Below are 21338 nucleotides of genomic sequence, written 5' to 3' on the forward strand. Positions count from 1 at the left end.
AGCCCCGTGACGGACGCCGGGCCCCGCTCCTGATGAGGAGCGGGGCCCGGCGCGTTGCGGCCGGCGACGGGCTCCGGTCAGAGCTGGCTGAGGATGGTCCGGTCGGTGATCTCCGTGTCCCGGGCGAGCAGCATCGCCTTGCTGAGGATCACCGCGAGGGTGCGGTCCCCCTCGAAGGGCAGGTAGCCGACGTCGGGGGTGGCCGGGGCGGCCTTGGGCACGATGCACAGGTACGCGTCGTAGGGCGCGATGAGGATGTTGCCGGACCCGAGGTGGATCTTGTACGTGTGCCGGTCGCCGCGGACGTGCAGGAAGCGGCCCTCGACGTGGCAGCGGTCGCCGATGGCCAACCGGGGCACGAGCCGGGCCAGCAGGTCCCCGCGGCTGCGCGCGGTCTGCGACAGCTCGCCGAATCCGTAGCTCTCCCAGTAGGCGCGGAAGTGCCCGCCGGGACCGCCGTCCTGCCAGGTGGGGTCGTTGCCGACGCTGGCCACCCCGACGAACAGGTCCACGTCGCGCAGTACCTCGCTGAGCACCAGCGCGGGTACCTGCTCCAGCGGCAGCGCGGCCGCGACCGTCCCGGAGTACCGGCCGTAGCCGTAGCCCCCGCCGGAGGCGTGCGCCTCGTGCACGGGCGCGTCCGCCGGGTAGAAGCGGACCTGGTCGGTGGTCAGCCAGCTGTAGGCGCCGGAGTCGGTGATCCCGCCGCCCGCCTCGAAGTCGACCCCCTCGATCCAGAACTCGGCGCGCAGGCCCCACTCGGGGAGCTCGCGCATCGCCGGCGGGTAGGAGTCGTCGACGCACAGCCGGAGCCGGTTGCGCCAGCCGCGGACCGCGGCCAGCGCGTGGAACTGGTGCTGGCGCAGCACGTGCGCCGCGAACCGGTTGGAGTAGGTGCCGGTGGTCCGCTCGGCGTCGGTGAGGAGGTACACCTCGCGGTGGGCCTGCTTGAACGGCTGGGTGATCCCGTGCCGTTCGAGCCACTCCCGCCAGCCGGCCACCTCGGCCGGCTCCCGTCCCACCGGGTGCCACAGCTCGACGGCGGCGTCGTCCGCCACCGGCCCGAGCGGGGCGTCGTCGAGGGCGCGCAGGGCGTCGCCGGCCCAGCCGCAAGGCGTGCCGTCGACGGTCCACAGCAGCCGGCGGGCGAGGGTGCCGACCAGCGGGTGGTCGAGGTAGCGGTCCCGCCACGCGGCGTGCGCCCAGCTGCGGCGGGCCAGGAACTGCCGGTCCAGCCGTTCGGCCTGCGCGCTGAGCGTCCGGTCGATGTCCTTCGCGGCGGTCTTCAACTCCGCGATGAGCTCGGGTTGTTCCCGCTTCAGCGGCGCGGGCGGGCTCTTCACGTCCTTGCCCGCCGCGTTGCGCCAGGTCAGGACCGCCTTGGCGCCGCGTACGGCCAACTCCCCGTATGCGTGCGGCAGCCGGCCCACCTCGGTCAACCCGTAGGAGGGCACGGCCAGTTCCTCCACCTCCGCGCGGCTCAGCCCCATCGCCGCGGCCCGCGTCCCCAGGCCCGCGTCGACCTGCTTGAGGGTGCCCTTGAAGGTGATGCGGGAGGCCAGCCGGGCGAGTTCGGCGAGTGCGGGCTCACCCTCGATCCGGGACAGCGCCAGCACGGCGGCGTTGGCGACCTTCGGGTTGCGCGGGCCGGTGCCGGGCACCTTGCGCAGCGAGGTCTCCACCAGCCGTCCGAGGGCGCGGGCGGTGTCGGGGTGCGGCGGCAGCAGGGACAGCAGCCAGGCGAGGCCGCGCAGCGCGTTGGCGTTGTACGGGTCGTAGAGGTCGTTCTGGCCGGGCGCGTGCTCCTTCTCCTCGTACGGCAGGCTGCGGGGGCGGCCGACGAGCGCGAGCCAGCCGAGCAGCCGGGCCCGCACGGCGCCGGGGTCGAGCGGGTCGAGAAGGGCACGGCCCTGCTTCTCCCACGCCTCCGACGGCCGCGCGGCCGTCGCGCCGACCGCGTGCCGCAGCAACCCGGTCCATTCCGGACCCAGTTCGGCGGCCTCGGCGAGCGCGGTGTCGGCCCACGGCTCGCCGACGTTGAGCACCGGCTCGTGCAGCGTCCTGGCGAGGGCGGCCAGTTGCTTGCCCCAGTACGCCATCGCGGCGGTGCGCCGTATGACGCCGACCGCCTCGGGCGGCAGGGTGCGCCCGGCGGCGAGTTCGGCGGCCGCGAGGACGCTCAGCTCGTCGCCGTGCCACACGGTGTGCACGTGGGCGTACCCGGCCAGCCGCAGGGACCGCTCGGTGGCGAGCGCGTCCTCGCCGAGGCCCTGCACGGCGAGGGTCACCAGTTGCAGCAGCAGCGGGCGGGTCTCCTCGGTGCCGGCCCGGTGCCGGTCGACCAGCGCGTCAACCAGGCGCCGCCGGTCGCCGTCGGGCAGCGCCATGACGGTGGCGATCGGCTTCTCCATGCCGGGGTACAGCCGTCCGGTCCGCGTGAGGGCCTCCACGAGGGTGTCGGCCAGCCGGCCCATGTTCCCGTCGGCGGCGTGCCGTCGGGCGGCCACCACCAGCTCGCCGAGGACCGCCATCAGCCACCCACCAGCGGCACGAGCTTGAGGAAGACGACCTCGGTGCCGAGCGGCAGGTCGACCTCGTCGTCCGCCTCCTCGACCTGGCGGTCGCCGACCAGTACCAGGAAGCCGTTGCGCCGGAAGGCATCCAGCGCCAGCGCGCACTGCTCCTCGGCGTCGATCCGGCGCGGGGTGCGCAACCGATAGCCGTTCAGGGTCTGTTCGGCGTCCGTGGGCCGCACCAGGCCGCGGAACACCTCCGGTCGGGCCGCGTTGTACTCCGCGACCTCCTGGAAGACCCGCCTGCGTATCAACTCCCCTGCGGTCAGCCGCTCTTCCGCGATCTCCAGCCCCCAGGAGCCGCGCCTGTCACCGGACGTCGTCTCGTCGACGAAGGTCACCGTTGCCATGGCGGGGACTCTAGGCGACCCCGCCGACAACCACCCCGGCCCCGGATGTCGGTGGCCGCGCCTAGCGTGCCGGTGATGTCCCCGCCGGGGGACGGGCGCCGAGCGGCGCGCGAGCAGGGGGCATGCGATGACGATGACGGCACTGCTGGAAGTGCGGCTCCACCGGGCCGCGGCCGACGACCGCGAGCGGGACGGCGCGGCGGAAGGGGAGTTCGGGGCATCCGCCGTCGGCCGGCTCGTCGCGGGGCTGAACGAGGACGAACTGCTCCTGGCGGCGGAGCGGTTCCACCGCATTCTGTCGCACGCGCAGGACGACCGGGTCGTCGCCCGCGCGGTACGCGCCTTCGCCGCGATGAGGCTGCCGTGGACCGCGGCGCAGGCGGCCGTCCTGGCCGGGCGGGTGACCGGCCAGGAGGACGAGGTCTGGTCGCGGACGGCTCCGATGGTCGAACTCGCGGTGGCCGCGATGGAGTCGCTGGACCCGTCCGAACTCGCCGCGCTGCGGCCGGTCGTGGTCGAGTTGAGCAGGTGGACCCCGCACGTCAAGGGCGCCGCGGACCGGGACGGCCTGCGCCGCCGGCTCGACGTCCTCGCCCCGCCCGAGGAGGACGACGCCACCGGCCTGCCCCGGTCGGTACTGGACGACGACGACGCCTACGGGCCGCGGATGCGTGCCGAGCACGCCGACCTCCTCGCCTCCCACGGCGTCGCCGCCCTCCTCGCCCACTGCGCGACCCTGGCCCAGCCACGCGCCACGAAGAAGTTCCGCACCCTGGCCGGGCAGTTGCTCGCGGCGGCGCCCCGCGGCCCCGAGGCGGTCCGGCTGCTGCTGGCGGGATTCGCCGCGCAGCCGGAGACCGCGGTGACCGTGCGCTGGAGCTACGGCCGGGTGTCCCGGGTGCGCGGTCTGGCCGGAGCGGCCAACACCAGCCTGGTGCGGGGGCTGCTCTGGACCGCGGCGGATCTGGAGGACGACCGGGTCGTAGCCCTGGTCGGCGCGTGCGCGCTGCTCGCCGGGACCGGTATCGGCGGGTCGGGCGGCATGTCCCGCAACGGCAACGTCGCGACCGCGGCCGTGGCGGTGCTCGGTTCCTTCGAGGGGACCCGCGGGGAGCAGGCCGTCGGCGCCCTGGCGGCGGTGCGCGCGAAGGTCCGCAACCGGACGCTGCTGAAGTCGGCCGAGCGGGCGCAGCTCGACATCGCCGCCAGGACCGGGCTCACCCCGGCGCAGCTGCGCGAGCGCGCGGTGCCGTCGTCGGGGCTCGACGCGCGCCGAACGAGGGAGTTCGTCCTGTCCGGCGGGTACACCGCACTGCTCGCGGTGGACGGCGCGGCCACCGCGGCACTGACCTTCCGCACCCCGCAGGGGCGGGTGGTGCGCGCCGCTCCGAAGCCGGTGCGGGACCATGCCGCCACCGAACTCTCCCTGGTACGAGGTTCGTTGAAGGAGCTGCGGTCCCTGCTGTCGGCGGAGCGGGCCCGGCTGGAGGAATGCCTGGCGGCGGGCGCGGAGTGGACGGGTGCGGACTGGCAGCGCTACTACGCCGACCACCCGGTGACGGGCGCGCTCGCGGGTGCGCTGCTGTGGGAGGTGCGGGCGGCCGGCGCGGGTACCTGGACCGCGGGGCTCCCCGAACGCGGAGCCGCGGGCTGGGCGCTGGCCGGTACGGACGGCACCGCGGCCCGGGTCGGCGCGGCGGACCTGGTGCGGCTGTGGCACCCGCTGCGCGCGGCCGTCGACGACGTGCAGGCGTGGCGGACGGAGCTGACCGGGCGGGAGCTGCGGCAGCCGGTCAAGCAGGTCTTCCGCGAGGTCTACCTGCTCACCCCCGCCGAGGAGGAGACCCGGTCGTACTCCAACCGGTTCGCCGCGCACATCCTGCGCTTCCCGCAGGCACGGTCCCTGATGGCCGCGCGCGGCTGGTCCGCCGACCACCTGGGGTACTGGGACGGCGGATACGACGGTCAGGCGGTGCGGGTGCTCCCGTCGGCGGGCGGGTCCGGGTGGCGGGCCCGGTTCTTCTACCAGCTGGTGGAGCGGGAGGAGGACGGCCACGCCATCGCCTCGCTGTGCTCCACCGACCAGGTGCGGTTCGAGCGGCGGCCGCCGGGGCGCTCTTCCTGGGTCGAGGCGGAGCTGGCGGAGGTGCCGCCGCTGGTGCTGTCGGAGGCGATGCGGGACGTGGACCTGTTCGTCGGGGTGTCCTCCATCGCCGCCGACCCGCAGTGGCAGGACGGTGGCGACGCCCGGCACGCGGACTACTGGCGGCGCGCCGCGTTCGGCGACCTGCCGTCGTCCGCGCAGGTCCGCAAGGAGGCGCTGGCCCGCCTGCTGCCGCGGACCCGGATCGCCGACCGGGTGGAGATCGCCGGCCGCTTCCTGCGGGTCCGCGGTGAGTTGGGCGCCTACCGCATCCACATCGGCTCCGGGAACGTACTGATGGAGCCGCACGACGCGTACCTGTGCATCGTCACCGACCGGGGCAGCCGGGCACCGGGCCGGCTGTTCCTGCCGTTCGAGGAGGACGGCGGGATGCTGGCGGTGGTGCTCTCCAAGGCGTTCCTGCTCGCGGACGACGCGTCGATCACCGACCCGTCGATCCTCCGCCAGTTGCCGGGCCGGCCCCTTCCCGCCTGACGCCTTCGGCCTGGGCCTTCTGCCCGACCTTTTCCGCCCGGTCCCCTTTACCGCGGCGGCCCGCTCTTCCCCGCGTCCTCGGCGACGACCATGATCCGGCGCAACAGGTCGGACAGGGTGCGGCGTTCGGCGGCGGTGAGGGTGCCCAGCAGGCGGTACTCCTCGTGGCCGACGACGTCCAGCGCGCCGAGCCACGCGGCGCGGCCGGCGTCGGTGAGTTCGACGTCGACGCGGCGGCGGTCCTCCGCGGAGTGGCTGCGGCGCACGTACCCGCGCTGCTCCAGGCCGTCCAGCCGCCCGGTGATCGAGGCGGGGGCCATCTTGAGGTCGGCGGCGAGTTCGGAGGGGGCCGCGCGCCCGCCGCGGCCGGCGAGGGTGTGCAGGGTGTCGAACTCGTGCTTGTGCAGGCCGAAGTCGACCAGCGAGCGCTCCCGCACCCGGCGCAGGTGGGAGGTGAGCGCCTGGGCGCGGGTGACCGCGCCCTCGATGTCGGGGTCGAGGCCGGGCAGCACCGGTTGCCAGCGCTCGACGTGCCCGTCGGTCCAGTCCCGGGCGGCGTTCCCGGCATTCCCGGCTCGCGGCGGCCGGCCGGCCGGCGGGGGCGTCGGCGGGCGGGCGGCGGAGGCGGGCGTCATGACCGCATCCTATGCCGGGCCCTCACTCCTTCCTCGGTGGTGAAATATTCGTTGACGAAAGATTCGGCGCCGAAATACCCTGCTCGGCGTGACGCACCCTCTCCGGATCCGCGCCTTCCGCCTGCTGTTCACCGGGCGCACCCTGTCCTCGCTCGGCGACGCCGTCGTGCCCGCCGCCCTGGCCATCGCGATCAGCCGCGCCACCGGCTCGGCCTCCGCGCTCGCCCTCGTGCTGGGCTGCGCGATGGTGCCGCGCCTGCTGCTGCTCCCGCTGGGCGGCGTGGTCGCCGACCGGCTGGACGCGCGCAAGGTGGCCCTGACCACCGACCTCGTCCGGTGCGCCGCCCAGCTCCTGGTGGGGCTCGAACTCATCGGCGGGACACCGCGGTTGGCGCACATCGCGGTGGCCGAGGCGATCGGCGGCAGCGCGTCCGCCTTCGCGATGCCGACCACGGCGCCCCTGGTCAACGGCACCGTGGGAGCCGCCGGGCTGCTGCGCGCCAACGCGCTGACCGCATCCGCGGCGAACGCCACCCGGCTGGCCGGCCCGGCCGTCGCGGGCGGGCTGATCTTCACCGCCGGGCCCGGCTGGGCCTTCGTCCTGGACGCCGCCTCCTTCGCGGCCAGCGCCTCGATGCTCGCGGTGATCCGCATCCGCCGGGAGCGGATACCCGCGCGGTCGATCCGCGCGGACCTGGTCCAGGGCTGGAGCGAGGTGCGCTCACGCGACTGGTACTGGACCAGCCTCGTGGCGCACGGGATCTGGAACGGCGCGGCAGCCGTCCTGGCCACGCTCGGCCCGCTGGTGGCGCACCGCAGGGCCGGCGGCGACGGGGTCTGGGTGGCGGTCCTGGAGGCCGGCTCGGTCGGGCTGCTCCTCGGGTCGCTGCTGGCCTCCCGGGCCCGGCCGCGCCGGCCGATCCTCACCGGCAACCTCGGCCTGGCCACGTACGCGCTGCCGCTGGCACTGCTCGCCGCCGGCGCGCCCGCGTGGCTGCTGATCGCCTCCTACGGCCTCGCCCTGGCCGCCCTCGGCTTCCTCACGCCGGTCTGGGAGACCTACGTCTACGCGTCCGTGCCCGCGGGGGTACTCGCCCGCGTCACCTCCTACGACTGGCTGCTGTCGCTGGCCGCGATGCCGGTCGGGTACGCCGTCGCGCCCTTCGCCGCCGGCTCCTTCGGCCCGGCCGCGCCCCTGTACGTCTCGGCCGCCCTCGTCGCCGCCGCGTGCCTGGGCACCGCCGCCGTACCGGGCGTCCGCGCCGCCCGCGCGCTGCCCGCCCCCGAGGTGCGCGTACCCGCCGCCTGACCGGCGGTACGGACCGGCCGGCGCGCGGGCGGACGGGCCCGCTACACCGGGGCGAGGTGCCGGCTCACCACCGGCAGCGTCACCCGCACCGTCAGGCCGGCGCCGGGCGCCGTCTCCAGGCGGACCGAGCCGTGGTGGGCCTGGACCAGGGCGTGGACGATGGACATGCCGAGGCCGGCGCCACCGGTGTCCCGGGCCCGGTCCGGGGCGGCGCGGAAGAACCGGTCGAAGACGCGTGCGGCGTCGGCGGACGCGAGCCCGGGCCCGCCGTCGCTGACGGTGAGATGGATCCCGTCGTCGCCCTCCGCCCCGACCTCGACGGTGAGCGGGGCGTCGGCGGGCGTGTGCACGCGGACGTTGCCGAGCAGGTTGCCGACGACCTGCCGCAGCCCCGCCTCGTCGCCGAGCACCGCCGCGTCCTCGGACACCCGTATCGTCACCGGCCGTTCGGGCTGCTGCGCGGCGAGGTCGGCGACGGACTCCCGCACCAGGCAGGCGAGGTCGACCGGGCCGAAGCGCAGGGCAGGACGGTCGTCGAGCCGTGCGAGCGCGAGGAGTTCGTCGACCAGGCGGCTCATCCGCAGCGCCTCGGCGGACACCCGGCGCAGCGCCCGGTCCTGCTCGTCGGCGTCGAGCATGCCCTTCTCGTAGAGCTGGAGGTAGCCGCGGACCGACGCCAGCGGGGTGCGCAGCTCGTGCGAGGCGTCGGCGAGGAACTGCCGGAGCTGGGCGCTGGCGCGCTCGCTGTCGGTGACGGCGGTCTCGATCTGCTGGAGCATCGCGTTGAGCGAGCCGCTGAGCTGCTCGACCTCCTCCGAGCCGTTGCGGGCGGTCGGTTCGGGCACCCGCCGGGACAGGTCGCCCTCGGAGATCGCGGAGGCGGTCTCCACCATGTCCTCCAGCGGGCTGAGCCGGCGCCGGGCCGCGGTCAGCGAGCCGACCGCGAGCAGCGCCAGCAGCACCACCCCGACGCAGCCCTCCACGACCAGGAGCGTGCCGACCGCGTGCTCCACCCCGTTCATCCGCATGCCCTTGACCACGATGGTGCCGTCGGCCAGCCGCACCGCGACCACCCGGTACTTCTTGCTGCCGCTGTGCACGGTGACCGCGCCGCCCTGGGCCAGCTTGTCCGGGTTCGGCAACGCGGCGGCCAGTGCCCGCTGTTCGGCGTCGATCGGCGCCGCGCCGTTCTCGCACACCGCGGCGGGCGTGCCGCGCCGGTCCAGCACGATCAGCATGTCCTGCTGGAACGCCTTGGCGACCGCCGAGCCGTCCTTGCTGCCGAGCAGGTCCGCGAGCGTGCACAACTGCCGCAGTCCGCGCGCGTCGAGGGAGGTCTGCGCGATGGCCGACCGCGACGACTGCAGCGAGCCGTCGATCTCCCCGATCAGCACCATGTACGTGGCGGCGATGCTGGCCGCGGCGGCGAGCACCAGGCCGACGGCGAGGAAGGACACGTTGGCGATGGTGAACCGGCCGCGCAGCGACTGCGGTCGCGGCCAGAAGCCGCAGCGCGCCCGTACCGCCGGTGCGGCCCTCATGCGGCACCCCCGGTCGCGGAGACGCCGCGAGCCCCGTGCGCCGGGGGCGGCTCCGACGGGTCCGACCCGTGCGGGACCTCGCGCGCCTCGGATGTCCCGGCTCCCGCGGTGGTCGGCGAGGGGGCCGGGTGGTCCGCGCAGATGCCGTAGCCGACCCCGCGCCGGGTCTGGATCAGCGGCGGCCCGAGGCGGTCCAACTTCCGCCGCAGGTAGGAGATGTAGGTCTCGACGACGGTGGAGGACACCGCGGTGTCGTACCGCCACACGTGCTGGAGCAGCTGGTCCTTGGTGAGGATGCGGCCGGCGTTGCGCAGCAGGTGCCGCAGCAGGTTGTACTCCGTGGGGGTGAGTTCGACCAGCTGGCCGGCCCGGCGGGCGGTGTAGGTCGCCTCGTCGAGTTCCAGGTCGCCGTGGCGCAACACCCGTGCCGGGGGCAGCGGATGGCGGCGGGTGCGGCGCAGCACGGCGTGCACCCGGGCCACCACCTCGTCGACGCCGAACGGCTTGGTGATGTAGTCGTCGCCGCCGATCGCGAGCCCGGCCACCACGTCGCGCGGGGCGTCGCGGGCGGTGACGAAGATGACCGCGAGGTCGTCGGGCTCATCGGCCGGGCCGGTGCCCTCGGCGGCACGCTCCTCGCGCAGCGTGCGGCACACCTCCCAGCCGTTGCCGTCGGGCAGCATCACGTCGAGCAGCACCAGGTCGGGCCGGTGCTCACGGGCGATGGACAGCGCCTGCCGGCCGGTGGCGGCCTCGTAGACTGTGAAACCGTTGTATTTCAGGGTGATTCGCAGGATGTCGGCGATACCCGGTTCGTCCTCGACGATGAGCACGGTGGCGTCCATGCCCCTCAGTATCCGCGCGCCGAGGAGCGGGCGGGCGGCGGAGAACTTTGGAGTTCCTTGAGAGAACGCGGTTCGGCTTGGTGGCCGGGTGGACGGCCACGGACGCTGAAGGGGAGAACCACGTCCGGGTGCCCCGGACGATCTCCGACGAGATGGGGGACAGGACCGTGGCAGGTGTGGCGCGTTGGTGCTTCCGGCACAAGTGGTGGGTGATCCTGCTGTGGCTGGCCGCGCTGCTGAGCGTGGGCGGCGCGGGCCGGGCGGCCGGGGAGGCGTACTCCAACGCGTTCTCGCTGAAGGGCACCGAGTCCGCGAAGGTGCTCGACCTCCTGGACAAGGCGGTGCCCGCCCAGTCCGGTGAGGGCGACACCGTGGTGTGGCACGTGGACTCCGGCTCGGTGCGGGACGCCTCGGTGCGGGAGCGGATCACCCCGGTGCTGGCGCGGATCACGCACCAGAAGGACGTCGGCGCGGTGGTCAGCCCGTACGTCACGGCGGGCGCGGCCCAGATCAGCAGGGACGGCCGGACCGCGTACGCCACCGTGACGTACACCAAGCTCGGCGGCGACCTGTCCAACGCCCAGGCGCAGTTGCTGATCGACACCGCGCACTCCGCGCGCGGACCGGGGTTGCAGGTGGAGGTCGGCGGCGCCAAGCCGGCGCAGGCCGAGCAGCCGCTGCCCGAACTCGCCGAGGGCATCGGCATCGCGGCGGCCGGGGTGGTGCTCTTCCTCGCGCTGGGCTCGCTGTTCGGGATGCTGCTGCCGATCATCACCGCACTGTTCGGGATCGGCATCTCCTCGTCGGCGATCATCCTGCTCAGCCACGGCATGGATATCGCCGACTTCGCCCCGCAGTTGGCGACGCTGGTGGGCCTGGGCGTCGGTATCGACTACGCGCTGTTCATCGTCACCCGGCACCGGCGGGCGATCCTGCGCGGCCGCACCCCGGAGCAGGCGGCGGTGGTGGCGCTGAACACCTCCGGGCGGGCGGTGCTGTTCGCGGGCGGCACGGTGTGCATCGCGCTGCTCGGCATGTTCACGCTGCGGCTGACCATTCTCAACGGAGTCGCCGTGGCGGCCGCGTTGACCGTCATCATCACCGTCGCGGCGGCGGTCACCCTGCTGCCCGCGCTGCTGGGCCTGCTGGGCCTGCGCGTGCTCAGCCGCCGGCAGCGGCGCGCCCTGGCCGCGTCCGGGCCGCAGGTCGAGGCGGCCACCGGGCCGGCCGCGCGCTGGTCGGCGTTCCTCCAGCGGCACCCGCGCTCGCTCGCGGTGGTCGCGGTCGTGGTGATGGTGACCCTGGCGATCCCGGCGCTCTCGCTCCGGCTCGGCTCCTCCGACCAGGGCAACAACCCGGCCGGTACGACCACCCGCAAGGCCTACGACATGCTCGCGGACGGGTTCGGGCCGGGCTTCAACGGGCCGCTGACCATCCTCGCCGAAGTGCCCTCGGCCGCCGACCGGACCGCCCTGGACGGGCTGGTCACCTCCCTGCGCGCCACCCCCGGCATCGCCTACGCGGCCCAGGCGCCGATGAAGCCCGGCCAGACGGTCGCGCTGGTGGACGCGGTGCCGACCACCTCCCCGCAGGACAAGGCGACCTCCGACCTGATCGACCACCTGCGCGACGACGTGGTGCCCGCGGCCGAGCGGGGCAGCACCATGCGGGCCTACGTCGGCGGCCAGACGGCGATCTTCGAGGACTTCTCGACGGTGCTGTACGGCAAGCTGCCGCTCTTCGTCCTGGTGATCATCGCGCTCGGGTTCGTGCTGCTGCTGTTCGCGTTCCGCTCGCTGGTGGTGCCGCTGACCGCGGCGGTGATGAACCTGGTGGCGGCCGCGGCCTCCTTCGGGGTGCTGGTCGCGGTCTTCCAGTGGGGCTGGGGCGGCGCGCTCGCCGGACGGGCCGGGCCGGTGGACGCCTTCCTGCCGGTGATCATGCTGTCGCTGCTGTTCGGCCTGTCGATGGACTACCAGGTGTTCCTGGTCAGCCGGATGCACGAGGAGTGGATGCTCACCCGGGACAACGCGCGGGCGGTACGGGTCGGCCTCGCCGAGACCAGCCGGGTGATCAACTCGGCGGCGGTCATCATGATCTGCGTCTTCGCCGCCTTCGTGCTCAGCGGGCAGCGGGTGCTGGCGATGTTCGGCATCGGCCTGGCCGGGGCGGTGGCGCTGGACGCGTTCATCCTGCGCACGGTGCTGGTGCCGTCGCTGATGCACCAGTTCGGCGCCGCGAACTGGTGGCTGCCGCAGTGGCTGGGCCGGCGCCTGCCGCACCTGGCGGTGGAGCCCGCCGAGGAGGAGGCCGACGCTCCGGCGGCCGGTGACACCACGGGCGACCCGGCAGCGGGCTCCCCCGCCGGCGCGGACTCCGGCGGGGGTACGCCCGCGGGCGCGCTGGTGCGGGGGCGGGTGACCGGCTCCGCGGGACTGCCGGTGCCGCGCGCCGAGCTGACCCTGATCGCCTCCGACGGCCGCCAGGCGGGGCGGGCGCGGGCCACCCCGGAGGGCACCTTCTCCCTGCCGGTCCCGACCGGCGGCTCGTACGTCCTGGTCGCGGGCGCCCCCGGCCACCACCCGCAGACCGCGAGCGTGCTCACCGCGGGCAGCCCGGTCGACTGCGACCTGGTGCTGACCGGCACCGGCTCGCTCACCGGCACGGTGCGCCGCGCGAACGGCGCGCCCGTGGAGGACGCGAAGGTCGTCCTGCGCGACGCCGACGGCCACCAGGTCGCCGAGGTGCGCACCGGCAAGGACGGGTCGTACGCCTTCGCCAACCTCTATCCCGGCAGCTACACCCTGCTCACCATGGGCTACCCCCCCTTCCCCGCGACGGTGCGGCTGACCGACGGCGAGGAGGGCGGCGACGGCGACGGTGACGTCGACCTGGAACTGAGCCACTCCTCCGACTGACACCACCCCGGCGCGGCCCCTCTCCCTCGCGCCCACCGAACCGGGCCCGGCTCCCTCCCCCGTAGGAGCCGGGCCCTTTCGCGTCCTCGCCGGCGCGTCCCGGCGCCCGGCCTCCGTCAAACGGGGGTCGTCCCCAATCACTTGAACATGTTCAAAAACAGGTCTAGCATCCTTGCCGTCAGAGAGTTTTGAACACGTTCAACAACACTCGCATCAGGGGTGGAATGCGCCATGGACCTCACCGTCCTCGCCTATGTCATCTACCTGGCGATCAGCGTCACGCTGACCGTCTGGGTGGCCCGGACCCTCAGCTCCAACGGCAGGATCTTCCTGTCCGACGTGATGCACGGGGACGAGAAGCTCGCCGACGCCGTCAACCACCTGCTGGTGGTCGGCTTCTATCTGGTCAATCTCGGCTTTGTCGCGCTCTACCTGAAGACCACCGACACCATCGACGACGCCCGTGAGGTCTTCGAGGCGCTGTCGGTCAAGCTCGGCGTGGTGCTGCTGGTGCTCGGCGCCATGCACCTGGGCAACGTCTACGTCCTCAACCGCTTCCGGCGGCGCGGACTGAGCGACCGGGAGCAGTTCCCGCCGATCGACCCGGACGACAGCACACCCACCACGTGGGCGGTCGGACCGAAGACCGCCGGGGCCTGAGATGACCGCCGCGCCCACCCGCAGGCACGCGGCGGCCGACCGCCGGCCGCTGCGCGCGCTGACCGTGCTGTACGACCCGCACTGCGGGTTGTGCGCCTTCGCCGCGGGCTGGCTCGCCCGCCAGCGCCAGCTCGTACCGCTCGTCCTGGTCCCGGCCGGATCGGCCGAGGCACGGACCCGGTTCCCGGAGCTGGACCACGCCGCCACCGCCAAGGACGTCACGGTGGTCGGCGACCACGGCCAGGTCTACCGGGGGGACAGCGCCTGGATCGTCTGCCTGTGGGCGCTCGCCGACCACCGCCGGTTCTCGCACACCCTGACCTCCCCGGCCGGGCGCCGGCTGGCCCGCGCCGCGGTGCTCGGCGCGGCGAAGTACCGCGGCGCGACCCGCCACGGCGCCCTCGCGCATCCGCCGGCCAGGCCGCCGGGCACCGAGACGTACCCGGTCGCGCCGGGCTGGACGTACGACCGCGTCACCGGGTGGAGCCAGGCACCGGGCCCCGCCGCGGCGGCGGACCGCGACGCCGCCTGCACGGACGGCTGCGGGCCCGACCCCGGATAGGCTCACCCGGGTGGAGGACATGAACGACCGCACCACCGCGAACACCGCCCCGCAGACCGGCACGCAGGCCGACGCCGGCGAGGCCGAGCCGCTGCCCGGCGGCCGGGCCCGGCCGAAGACCGGCAAGAGCGAGCAGACCCGCGCGGCGATCCTGGACACGGCGATGCGGCTGTTCCAGGAGCGCGGGTACGACAAGACCACGATGCGGGCGATCGCCCAGGAGGCCGGGGTCTCGGTCGGCAACGCGTACTACTACTTCGAGTCGAAGGAATTCCTGATCCAGGGGTTCTACGACCTGATGACGCACGACCACGCACGCGACGCGGCATCCCGCATGGAGGGGGAGCGGGATTTCGCGCGCCGCCTGGAGATCGCCCTGATCTCCTGGCTGGACTGCGCGGCGGACTACCACGAGTTCGCCGCGCAGTTCTTCCGTACCGCCGCCGACCCGGACAGCTCGCTCAGCCCGTTCTCGAACGAGTCCCACCCGGCCCGCGAGACCGCGGTCACCCTCTTCCGGGACGTCCTCACCGGCTCCGACCTCGCGCCCAAGCTCGACACCGAACTCGCCGAGCTGCTGCCCGACCTGCTGTGGCTGCACCTGATGGTCGTCGTCCTGTACTGGGTCTTCGACCGCACCGAGGACACCGCGCGCACCCGGGAGTTCGTCCGCCGCTCCACCCCGTTCGTGGCCCGGATCATCGCGCTGTCCCGCTACCGCGCGTTCCGCCCCCTGGTCCGCGACGCCAAGGGTCTGATCCAGGACTTCATACTCCCCACCATCGGCAAGACCCCGCTCCCCCGCGCGGAGAGCGCCCCGTCCCGCCCGGCCGGACGCAAACGCCGCGGCTGACCCGTGGCTCCCCGCGGGGATCGCTCGACGGGGGCGCTGCTCAGCGGGAAGCGCTCAGCGGGTGGCCGACCGCTCCTCGACCGGGGCGTCCGCCGACGAGACCGCCGCCGCTCCGTCCGCCGCGTCACCCGCCGCCTGCTGCCGCCCGGCACCGTCCCGTTCCGGGCGCAGCGCGCGCAGCCCGCGGATGCCGAGGACGCCGATCGCCGTACCGAGGACCGTGGAGGTGATCGCGAGGGCGAGGTGGATCCAGAAGTACGCCGTCGGGTGGGAGTGGTCGCCGTGGTGGAAGGCGAGGCCGCTGGTGTCCTTCCAGAGGTTCTTCACGAACGTCGTCCAGACGATCCAACTCCACACGCCGAAGGCGACCAGGAACCAGGAGACGCGGCGGCTGAGCTTCATACGTACCAGTATGGGCGGGTCGCCCGCGGCGGCGACGGCCGGGGGCGGGGGTCGCGGGCGGCGAGAGTGCGCAGGGTCACGTGGAGCGGGACGGGGCCCGGGGGCGCGGTGGGACGGCCGAGGCGGGTACGTTCTGCGGGTGGCCAAGAAAGCGACCTCCGCCCTGAAAGCGTCCGCTGCGTCCCTGACCGCCCTCCTGCTGGGGGGAAGCGTGCTGGCCGGCACCGCGCAGGCGGCGCCGGCACCGTCGAGGACACCCGCCCCGCCCGCGGTGATGTCCAAGGTCGGTGGTGACCGGCTGAGCCTGCCGGGCACGCAGGCGAACACCGGTGCGGGCATACCCGCGCTCCCGAAGGGACTCACCGCGCGCTCCTGGATCGTCACGGACGCCGAGACCGGCGAGATCCTCGCGGAGCACAACGCGCACTGGAAGCTCGCCCCGGCCAGCACCCTGAAGATGCTGCTGGCCGACATGCTGATCCCCAAGCTGCCGCAGGCCGAGTCGCACAAGGTGGCGGCCTCGGACCTGAAGGGCATGGGCGAGGGCAGCAGCCTGGTCGGGATCAAGGAGAACCTGACCTACACCGTGAAGGACCTGTGGCTCGGGGTGTTCCTGCGCTCGGGAAACGACGCGGTGCACGTGCTGTCGGCGATGAACGGCGGCGTCCCCGCGACGGTGGCCGACATGAACGCCGAGGCGCACGAACTCCAGGCCGACGACACGCACGTGGTCTCCCCCGACGGCTACGACATGCCCGGGCAGGCCAGCAGCGCCTACGACCTGACGCTGTTCGCGCGCGCCGGGCTCCAGTTGCCCGAGTTCCGGGAGTACTGCTCGACGCCGACCGCGCAGTTCCCCGGCGACTACAAGAAGGTCGCGCACCCCAAGAAGGGCCAGCCGTCCAAGACCCGCGAGTCGTTCCAGATCCAGAACACCGACCGCCTGCTGACCGGCGACTACGACCTCAAGCCGTACCAGGGGATCGCCGGGGTGAAGAACGGCGACACGACGAACGCCGGTGCCACCTACACCGGGGTCGCGCAGCGCGGCGGGCGCAAGCTGCTGGTCACCGTGATGCACCCGGACCCGAAGTCCGGGCACAACGCGGTCTACCGCGAGGCGGCGTCCCTGCTGGACTGGGGCTTCAAGGCCGCGCCGAGCATCCAGCCGGTCGGCTCGCTGGTGCCGCCGCTGAGCCAGGTGACCGCGCCGGAGCCGTCGAAGCAGCCGGCCAAAACGTCCGCACGGCCGGTGGCCGCGGTCACCACGTCGTCGTCGTCCTCGCGCGGGCTGTGGACGGCGGCCGGCATCACCGCCGCGACCCTGGTGGTGCTCGCCGCGGTGATCATCGTCGTGCGGCGCCGCCGCCCGCTTCCGTCCGCGGTGGTTCCCAGCGGTGCGCGCCTCCCGGCGCAGCATCCGCAGCAGGCGCCGGACGAGGCGACTCCGCCGGATCAGGCGTCTTCGCCGGCTCCTTCCCCCCGTCCCGACCGTCGGCGCCGTCCCCGCTCGCTCCGGAGGCACTGACGCCGCCGCCCGGCTCGGCCCCGCCGTCCTGCGTCGCGGTCCACGCGGCGCAGTACAGCAGCAGTTTCGCCATGAAGTTGAACCACAGCAGCAGCGCGATGGGCGTGCCGAAGGCGCCGTAGATGTTCTTGCCCGCGACCCCCCGCAGGTAGCCGCTGAGCGCGACCTTCAGCAGCTCGAAGCCGACCGCGCCGATCAGCGCGGCGACGGCGACGGCCCTGCGGGGCGGGTCCACGCCGGGCAGCAGCGTCAGCAGGTAGAGCAGGATGAGGAAGTCGGCGACGACGGCGATCAGGTAGCCGACCACGGTGAGCAGGACGCGGCCCGGGTCGTGGTTGTCGAGCCCGGCCCGGTCGGCGGTCCAGTTGACCGCGGCGGTGGCGAAGCCGGACGCGCCGAGCGAGACGAGGACCGCCCCGCCCAGGCCGAGCAGGACGAGCGCGTCGTGCAGCCGGCCGGTGACCGGGTTGCGCCCCTCGTCGTCCTTGTGCCACACCGCGCGCAGGCACTCCCGCAGCGAGGTGACCCAGCTGATACCGGTGAACACCAGGGCGACGGCGCCGATCACGCCGATGGTGCCGGCGTTGGCGACCAGGCCGTTGATGTCGAGCTTGTCGGCGATCCCCGGGATCTGCTCGGTGATCTTGTTCTCCAGCTTGTCCAGCTGACGGTCCGACAAGGTCGCGGCGCCGACCGCGGCGACCACGGCGAGCAGCGGGAAGAGCGACAGGAAGCTGGTGAACGTCATCGCCGCCGCCAGCCGCGACCAGTGCACGCTCTGCAGATGGGCGAAGGCCCGCCAGGCATGCGTGCGCATCGCCCTCGCGATCCGCGGGCCGATCCACGGCAATCCGGTCAGCCAGTCCATGTCGGGCGGCTACCCTCCCCCGCCGTCCGCACGCCCGTGGCCTGCGCGGCTCCCCCGTCCGGACGAGGGAGCCGACGGTCGTCCGGCTCGACGCCGGCCCTGAACACCAGCGTTCGGGTGCCCCAGAACCGCAGCGCGGTGGCCAGAACCATCCCCACGCCCGCGCCGGAGACGATGTCGGCGCGGGCGGAGGTGCGGCCGAGGACGTAGTGCGAGAAGCCCAGGCACGCCAACTGCACCAGCGCCCCGGCCAGGTTCACCGCGAAGAACGCCCCGTACCGCCGCGCCCTGCCGCCGCCGGACCGGCCGCGGCCGCGGTAGGTGCCCAGCGCGTTGCCCAGGTACGCCACCGCGCAGCCGGCCAGGAATGACAGTGCCTTCGCGGTGAGCGGGCCCATCCCGGCCGGCCCGCGCAGCCAGACGAACAGTCCGAGGTCGGCGGCGTAGGCGGCGCCGCCGGCGAGCGCGAACCCCATCACCTCGGGCCACATCCCCGGCCGCGCTCCCCTCCTCACCGCCCGCACGAGCCGGCCCGCCACGCGCCCGGCCCCCCGCGGCGGCTCACGAATTGACCATCGCGAGCACGTACAGCGCGCTCCAGCCCAGCGCGATCACCAGCAGCGGGCGGTCGCGCAGCACCACGTCCTCGGGCTCGCCCGCGGCGCCGGCGTCGGCGAAGACCGCGTAGCGCAGCACCGACAGGGTGAAGGGGACCATGGACAACTGCCGCCAGGGCAGCAGGCCGTGCTCGCTGTGGCTGCTCTCCAGCGCCCACAGGCAGTAGCCGAGCACGGCCACGCCCGCCGCGAGCTGCCACACGAACCGCAGGTAGCCGATGGTGTACTCGCCCAGCAGCGCGCGGGTGGCGCCGACGTCGCCGTCGCGCTCGGACATCAGGACGAGTTCGGAGTAGCGCTTGGCGGCGACCATGAACAGCGCGCCGAAGCCGGAGGTGATCAGGAACCAGCGGGAGAGGTGGATGTCCAGGGCGAGGCCGCCGGCCATGGCCCGCATCAGGAAGCCGGTGGTGACGATCACGAGGTCGACCACGAGCATGTGCTTCAGCCGCAGGCAGTAGGCGAGTTGCATCACCACGTAGGCGGCGAGCAGTGCGGCGGTGTGGCCGTTGCAGGCGAGCGCGCCGGTGGCCGGGGCGAGGACGGCGAGCAGGCCGCCCGCGGTGTAGGCGGCGGCGACCGGGACCTGGCCGCTGGCGACCGGGCGGCGGCACTTCACCGGGTGGGCGCGGTCCGCCTCGGCGTCCCGTGCGTCGTTGATCAGATAGACGGCGGCCGAGCAGGCGACGAAGAGCACCAGCGCGGTCGCGAGTCGTATCGCCCCGTCCATGTCCAGCAGCCGGCCGGCGGCGAGGGGCGCGGCGAGCACCAGGCCGTTCTTCACCCACTGCCGGGGGCGGGCGGCCCGCAGCAGGCCGGTGGCGACGTCCCATCCGGTGCCGGGCGGCGCGACCGCGGCGGGCGCGGGCTTGTTGTCCATGACGACGGCGGGTTCACTCATCGCACACCCCTGTGGGTCCAGTCGCGCCCGAGGCGGGCGGTGGTCGCACCGAGCAGAGCGCCGAAGGCGACGTCGGTCGGGTAGTGGACGCCCGCGACCAGCCGTGACAGGCAGATCGCGGTCGCGAGCGGGCGGAAGGGCGCGGCCGGGGCGAGGGCGCCGAAGGCGAGCGCGGCCGCGGCGGAGGAGGCCGCGTGCGAGCTGGGGAAGCTGTGCCGCCCCGCGGTGCGCACCAGGGGGGTGGCACCGGGCGGAAGCGGCGGCCGGGGCCGGCGCACCACCCGTTTGACGGCCATGCTCGCGGCGTGCGAGGCGGCGACCAGCGTGGTGGCACGCAGCCACGCGCGGCGGCGGGCGGGGTCGGCGGCGGCGCCGGCCAGGCCCGCGGCGAGCCACACCGCGCCGTGCTCTCCGGCCAGTGACAGGCCCTTGGCGGCGGCGGCACCGTACGGGTGCCGGCCGCAGCGGCGCAGCATGTCCAGCAGGTCGTGATCCGGGCGGAACACGGGCCGCACCTCCTCGCTCCCTCAGCCGCTTCCTCGTGCGTGGCCGGCGCGTGACGGGCGTCGTGCGCGTCGCATGCGTCATACGAGTCGTACGAGTCATACGATTCGGCCACCTGACTGCGGATTCTTACCGTGCGACTCCCTCCCTTACCCCTCCCGATCGCCCGTTCCAGTGAGAAAAGCCGCAAACACTGACGTTCCACACCTCATCGGGCATTCCTTCGGGTTGGCCGGCGGTACGTTCGCGGCATGCCCGTACCGCTCGCGCCGGCCATCACCTCCGTCACCGGCTGGGGCCGCACCGCCCCGACCGCCGCCCGACTGCTGCGCCCGGGCACGTACGAGGAAGCCGTCGCGGCGGTACGGGCCGCTGACAACCGTGGCGCGATCGCGCGGGGTCTGGGTCGGGCGTACGGCGACGCGGCGCAGAACGCGGGCGGCGTGGTGCTGGACATGACCGCCCTGGACCGCATCCACGAGATCGACGTCGTCAACGGGGTCGTGACGTGCGACGCGGGGGTGTCGCTGCACCGCCTGATGGAGGTGCTGCTGCCGCTCGGGTGGTTCGTCCCGGTCACGCCCGGGACCCGCTACGTCACCGTCGGCGGGGCGATCGGCGCCGACATCCACGGCAAGAACCACCACGTCTCCGGCTCCTTCAGCCGCCATGTGCGCGCCTTCGAACTGCTGACCGGCGACGGCGAGACCCGGCTGGTGACGCCCGAGACCGAACCGGACCTGTTCTGGGCGACGGCCGGCGGCATGGGCCTGACCGGCGTGCTGCTGGCCGCCACGATCCAACTGATGCCGGTCGAGACCTCGTTGATGACCGTCGACACCGAGCGGGCCACCGACCTCGACGACCTGATGGCGCGGCTGACCGCCACCGACCACCGCTACCGCTACTCGGTCGCCTGGATCGACCTGCTGGCCCGCGGCGCCCGCACCGGCCGCGCGGTGCTCACCCGCGGCGACCACGCCCCGCTCGACGCCCTGCCGCGGCGGGCCCGCAACGCCCCGCTCGCCTTCCGGCCGCGCCGGCTGCCGGCCGCACCCCGCCCCGCGCCCGACGGCCTGCTCGGCCGCACCACCGTCGGGCTGTTCAACGAGTTCTGGTACCGCAGGGCCCCCCGCGAGCAGCGCGGCCGGCTGCAGAAGCTCGCCACCTTCTTCCACCCGCTGGACGGCCTGCCGGACTGGAACCTGGTCTACGGCCGGGCCGGCTTCGTGCAGTACCAGTTCGTGGTCGGGCACGGCCAGGAGGACGCGCTGCGCTCGGTGGTGCGGCGGCTGAGCACCCGCGGCTGCCCGTCCTTCCTCGCGGTGCTCAAGCGGTTCGGCGCGGGCGATCCCGGCTGGCTCTCCTTCCCGATGGCCGGGTGGACCCTCGCCCTGGACATCCCCGCCGCGCTGCCGGGGCTCGGCGCGCTGCTCGACGAGTTGGACGAGGAGGTCGCGGGCGCGGGCGGGCGGGTCTACCTCGCCAAGGACTCCCGGCTACGGCCCGACATGCTCGGCCGGATGTACCCGCGGCTGGACGACTTCCGTTCCCTGCGCGCCCGTTACGACCCGCGCGGCGCCATCACCTCCGACCTGGCACGTCGACTCGCGCTGTGACGTAGGGAGTTCGCT

The 21338-nt window shown here is 74.1% G+C and carries 17 protein-coding genes and 1 pseudogene; 8 read left to right on the forward strand and 10 right to left on the reverse strand.

All coding sequences use genetic code 11. From position 1 onward, the window contains the following. Positions 1–77 precede the first annotated feature (77 nt). A complete protein-coding gene (locus tag C4U44_RS17670) occupies positions 78–2531 on the reverse strand; it encodes a DUF4132 domain-containing protein (RefSeq protein WP_103886799.1) in 2454 nt (817 codons plus the stop codon). Further along, a complete protein-coding gene (locus C4U44_RS17675) occupies positions 2531–2923 on the reverse strand; it encodes a hypothetical protein (RefSeq protein WP_103886800.1) in 393 nt (130 codons plus the stop codon). The genes C4U44_RS17670 and C4U44_RS17675 overlap by 1 nt, the downstream gene beginning before the upstream one ends. Before the next feature lie 127 nt (positions 2924–3050). Here C4U44_RS17675 and C4U44_RS17680 point away from each other — a divergent pair, with 127 nt between their 5' ends. Further along, positions 3051–5561 (forward strand): DUF4132 domain-containing protein, encoded by a 2511-nt coding sequence (locus C4U44_RS17680; protein WP_103886801.1) that lies wholly within the window; start codon positions 3051–3053, stop codon positions 5559–5561. 47 nt (positions 5562–5608) lie between these two features. On the opposite strand, the gene C4U44_RS17685 is transcribed toward C4U44_RS17680, so the two are convergent. Next, complete coding sequence (locus C4U44_RS17685) at positions 5609–6196, reverse strand: MarR family winged helix-turn-helix transcriptional regulator (protein ID WP_103886802.1); 588 nt, start codon at positions 6194–6196, stop codon at positions 5609–5611. Positions 6197–6284: 88 nt separating this feature from the next. On the opposite strand from C4U44_RS17685, the gene C4U44_RS17690 reads away from it, so the two are divergent. Continuing rightward, a complete protein-coding gene (locus C4U44_RS17690; RefSeq protein WP_103886803.1) occupies positions 6285–7505 on the forward strand; it encodes an MFS transporter in 1221 nt (406 codons plus the stop codon). 41 nt (positions 7506–7546) lie between these two features. Here the strand turns inward: C4U44_RS17690 and C4U44_RS17695 are convergent, their stop codons facing one another. After that, positions 7547–9046 carry a sensor histidine kinase gene (locus C4U44_RS17695; protein ID WP_103886804.1) on the reverse strand — a complete coding sequence of 500 codons (1500 nt, stop codon included), beginning with the start codon at positions 9044–9046 and terminating at the stop codon, positions 7547–7549. Further along, positions 9043–9891 carry a response regulator transcription factor gene (locus C4U44_RS17700; RefSeq protein ID WP_103886805.1) on the reverse strand — a complete coding sequence of 283 codons (849 nt, stop codon included), beginning with the start codon at positions 9889–9891 and terminating at the stop codon, positions 9043–9045. The genes C4U44_RS17695 and C4U44_RS17700 overlap by 4 nt, the downstream gene beginning before the upstream one ends. Before the next feature lie 152 nt (positions 9892–10043). On the opposite strand from C4U44_RS17700, the gene C4U44_RS17705 reads away from it, so the two are divergent. From C4U44_RS17705 to C4U44_RS17720, 4 genes are all read left to right on the forward strand, one after another. After that, entirely contained in the window at positions 10044–12809 is a 2766-nt protein-coding gene (locus C4U44_RS17705) for an MMPL family transporter (RefSeq protein ID WP_146088284.1), read from the forward strand. Positions 12810–13040: 231 nt separating this feature from the next. Continuing rightward, the gene (locus tag C4U44_RS17710) at positions 13041–13469 is read left to right on the forward strand and encodes a hypothetical protein (RefSeq protein ID WP_103886807.1); all 429 of its coding nucleotides are present in this window, start codon (positions 13041–13043) and stop codon (positions 13467–13469) included. A gap of 1 nt (position 13470) precedes the next feature. Further along, the gene (locus tag C4U44_RS17715) at positions 13471–14031 is read left to right on the forward strand and encodes a thiol-disulfide oxidoreductase DCC family protein (protein ID WP_103886808.1); all 561 of its coding nucleotides are present in this window, start codon (positions 13471–13473) and stop codon (positions 14029–14031) included. 19 nt (positions 14032–14050) lie between these two features. Further along, positions 14051–14884: a TetR/AcrR family transcriptional regulator gene (locus C4U44_RS17720; protein WP_103887094.1), complete on the forward strand. Its 834-nt coding sequence runs from the start codon at positions 14051–14053 to the stop codon at positions 14882–14884. A gap of 54 nt (positions 14885–14938) precedes the next feature. Here the strand turns inward: C4U44_RS17720 and C4U44_RS41940 are convergent, their stop codons facing one another. Then, the gene (locus C4U44_RS41940) at positions 14939–15286 is read right to left on the reverse strand and encodes an SCO4848 family membrane protein (RefSeq protein WP_200823316.1); all 348 of its coding nucleotides are present in this window, start codon (positions 15284–15286) and stop codon (positions 14939–14941) included. A gap of 139 nt (positions 15287–15425) precedes the next feature. On the opposite strand from C4U44_RS41940, the gene C4U44_RS43470 reads away from it, so the two are divergent. Then, on the forward strand, positions 15426–16814 hold the full coding sequence (locus tag C4U44_RS43470) for a D-alanyl-D-alanine carboxypeptidase family protein (protein WP_322973640.1): 1389 nt from the start codon (positions 15426–15428) through the stop codon (positions 16812–16814). Positions 16815–16905: 91 nt separating this feature from the next. On the opposite strand, the pseudogene C4U44_RS17730 reads toward C4U44_RS43470, so the two are convergent. The 4 genes and pseudogenes from C4U44_RS17730 to C4U44_RS17745 form a co-directional block, all read right to left on the reverse strand. Then, positions 16906–17682 (reverse strand): annotated as a pseudogene (locus C4U44_RS17730) (YihY/virulence factor BrkB family protein); the annotation flags it as partial. After that, positions 17670–18173, reverse strand: coding sequence for a GtrA family protein (locus C4U44_RS17735; protein WP_103886810.1), 504 nt, complete (start codon positions 18171–18173; stop codon positions 17670–17672). The gene C4U44_RS17735 and the pseudogene C4U44_RS17730, both read right to left, overlap by 13 nt. Positions 18174–18243: 70 nt before the next feature. Further along, complete coding sequence (locus tag C4U44_RS17740) at positions 18244–19200, reverse strand: decaprenyl-phosphate phosphoribosyltransferase (RefSeq protein ID WP_103886811.1); 957 nt, start codon at positions 19198–19200, stop codon at positions 18244–18246. Then, a complete protein-coding gene (locus tag C4U44_RS17745) occupies positions 19197–19676 on the reverse strand; it encodes a phosphatase PAP2 family protein (RefSeq protein ID WP_103887096.1) in 480 nt (159 codons plus the stop codon). The genes C4U44_RS17740 and C4U44_RS17745 overlap by 4 nt, the downstream gene beginning before the upstream one ends. A 279-nt stretch (positions 19677–19955) precedes the next feature. Here C4U44_RS17745 and C4U44_RS17750 point away from each other — a divergent pair, with 279 nt between their 5' ends. Next, complete coding sequence (locus C4U44_RS17750; RefSeq protein WP_103886812.1) at positions 19956–21323, forward strand: FAD-binding oxidoreductase; 1368 nt, start codon at positions 19956–19958, stop codon at positions 21321–21323. Positions 21324–21338 lie beyond the last annotated feature (15 nt).

Source organism: Actinacidiphila yanglinensis (assembly GCF_900107965.1).
Taxonomy (GTDB): domain Bacteria; phylum Actinomycetota; class Actinomycetes; order Streptomycetales; family Streptomycetaceae; genus Actinacidiphila; species Actinacidiphila yanglinensis.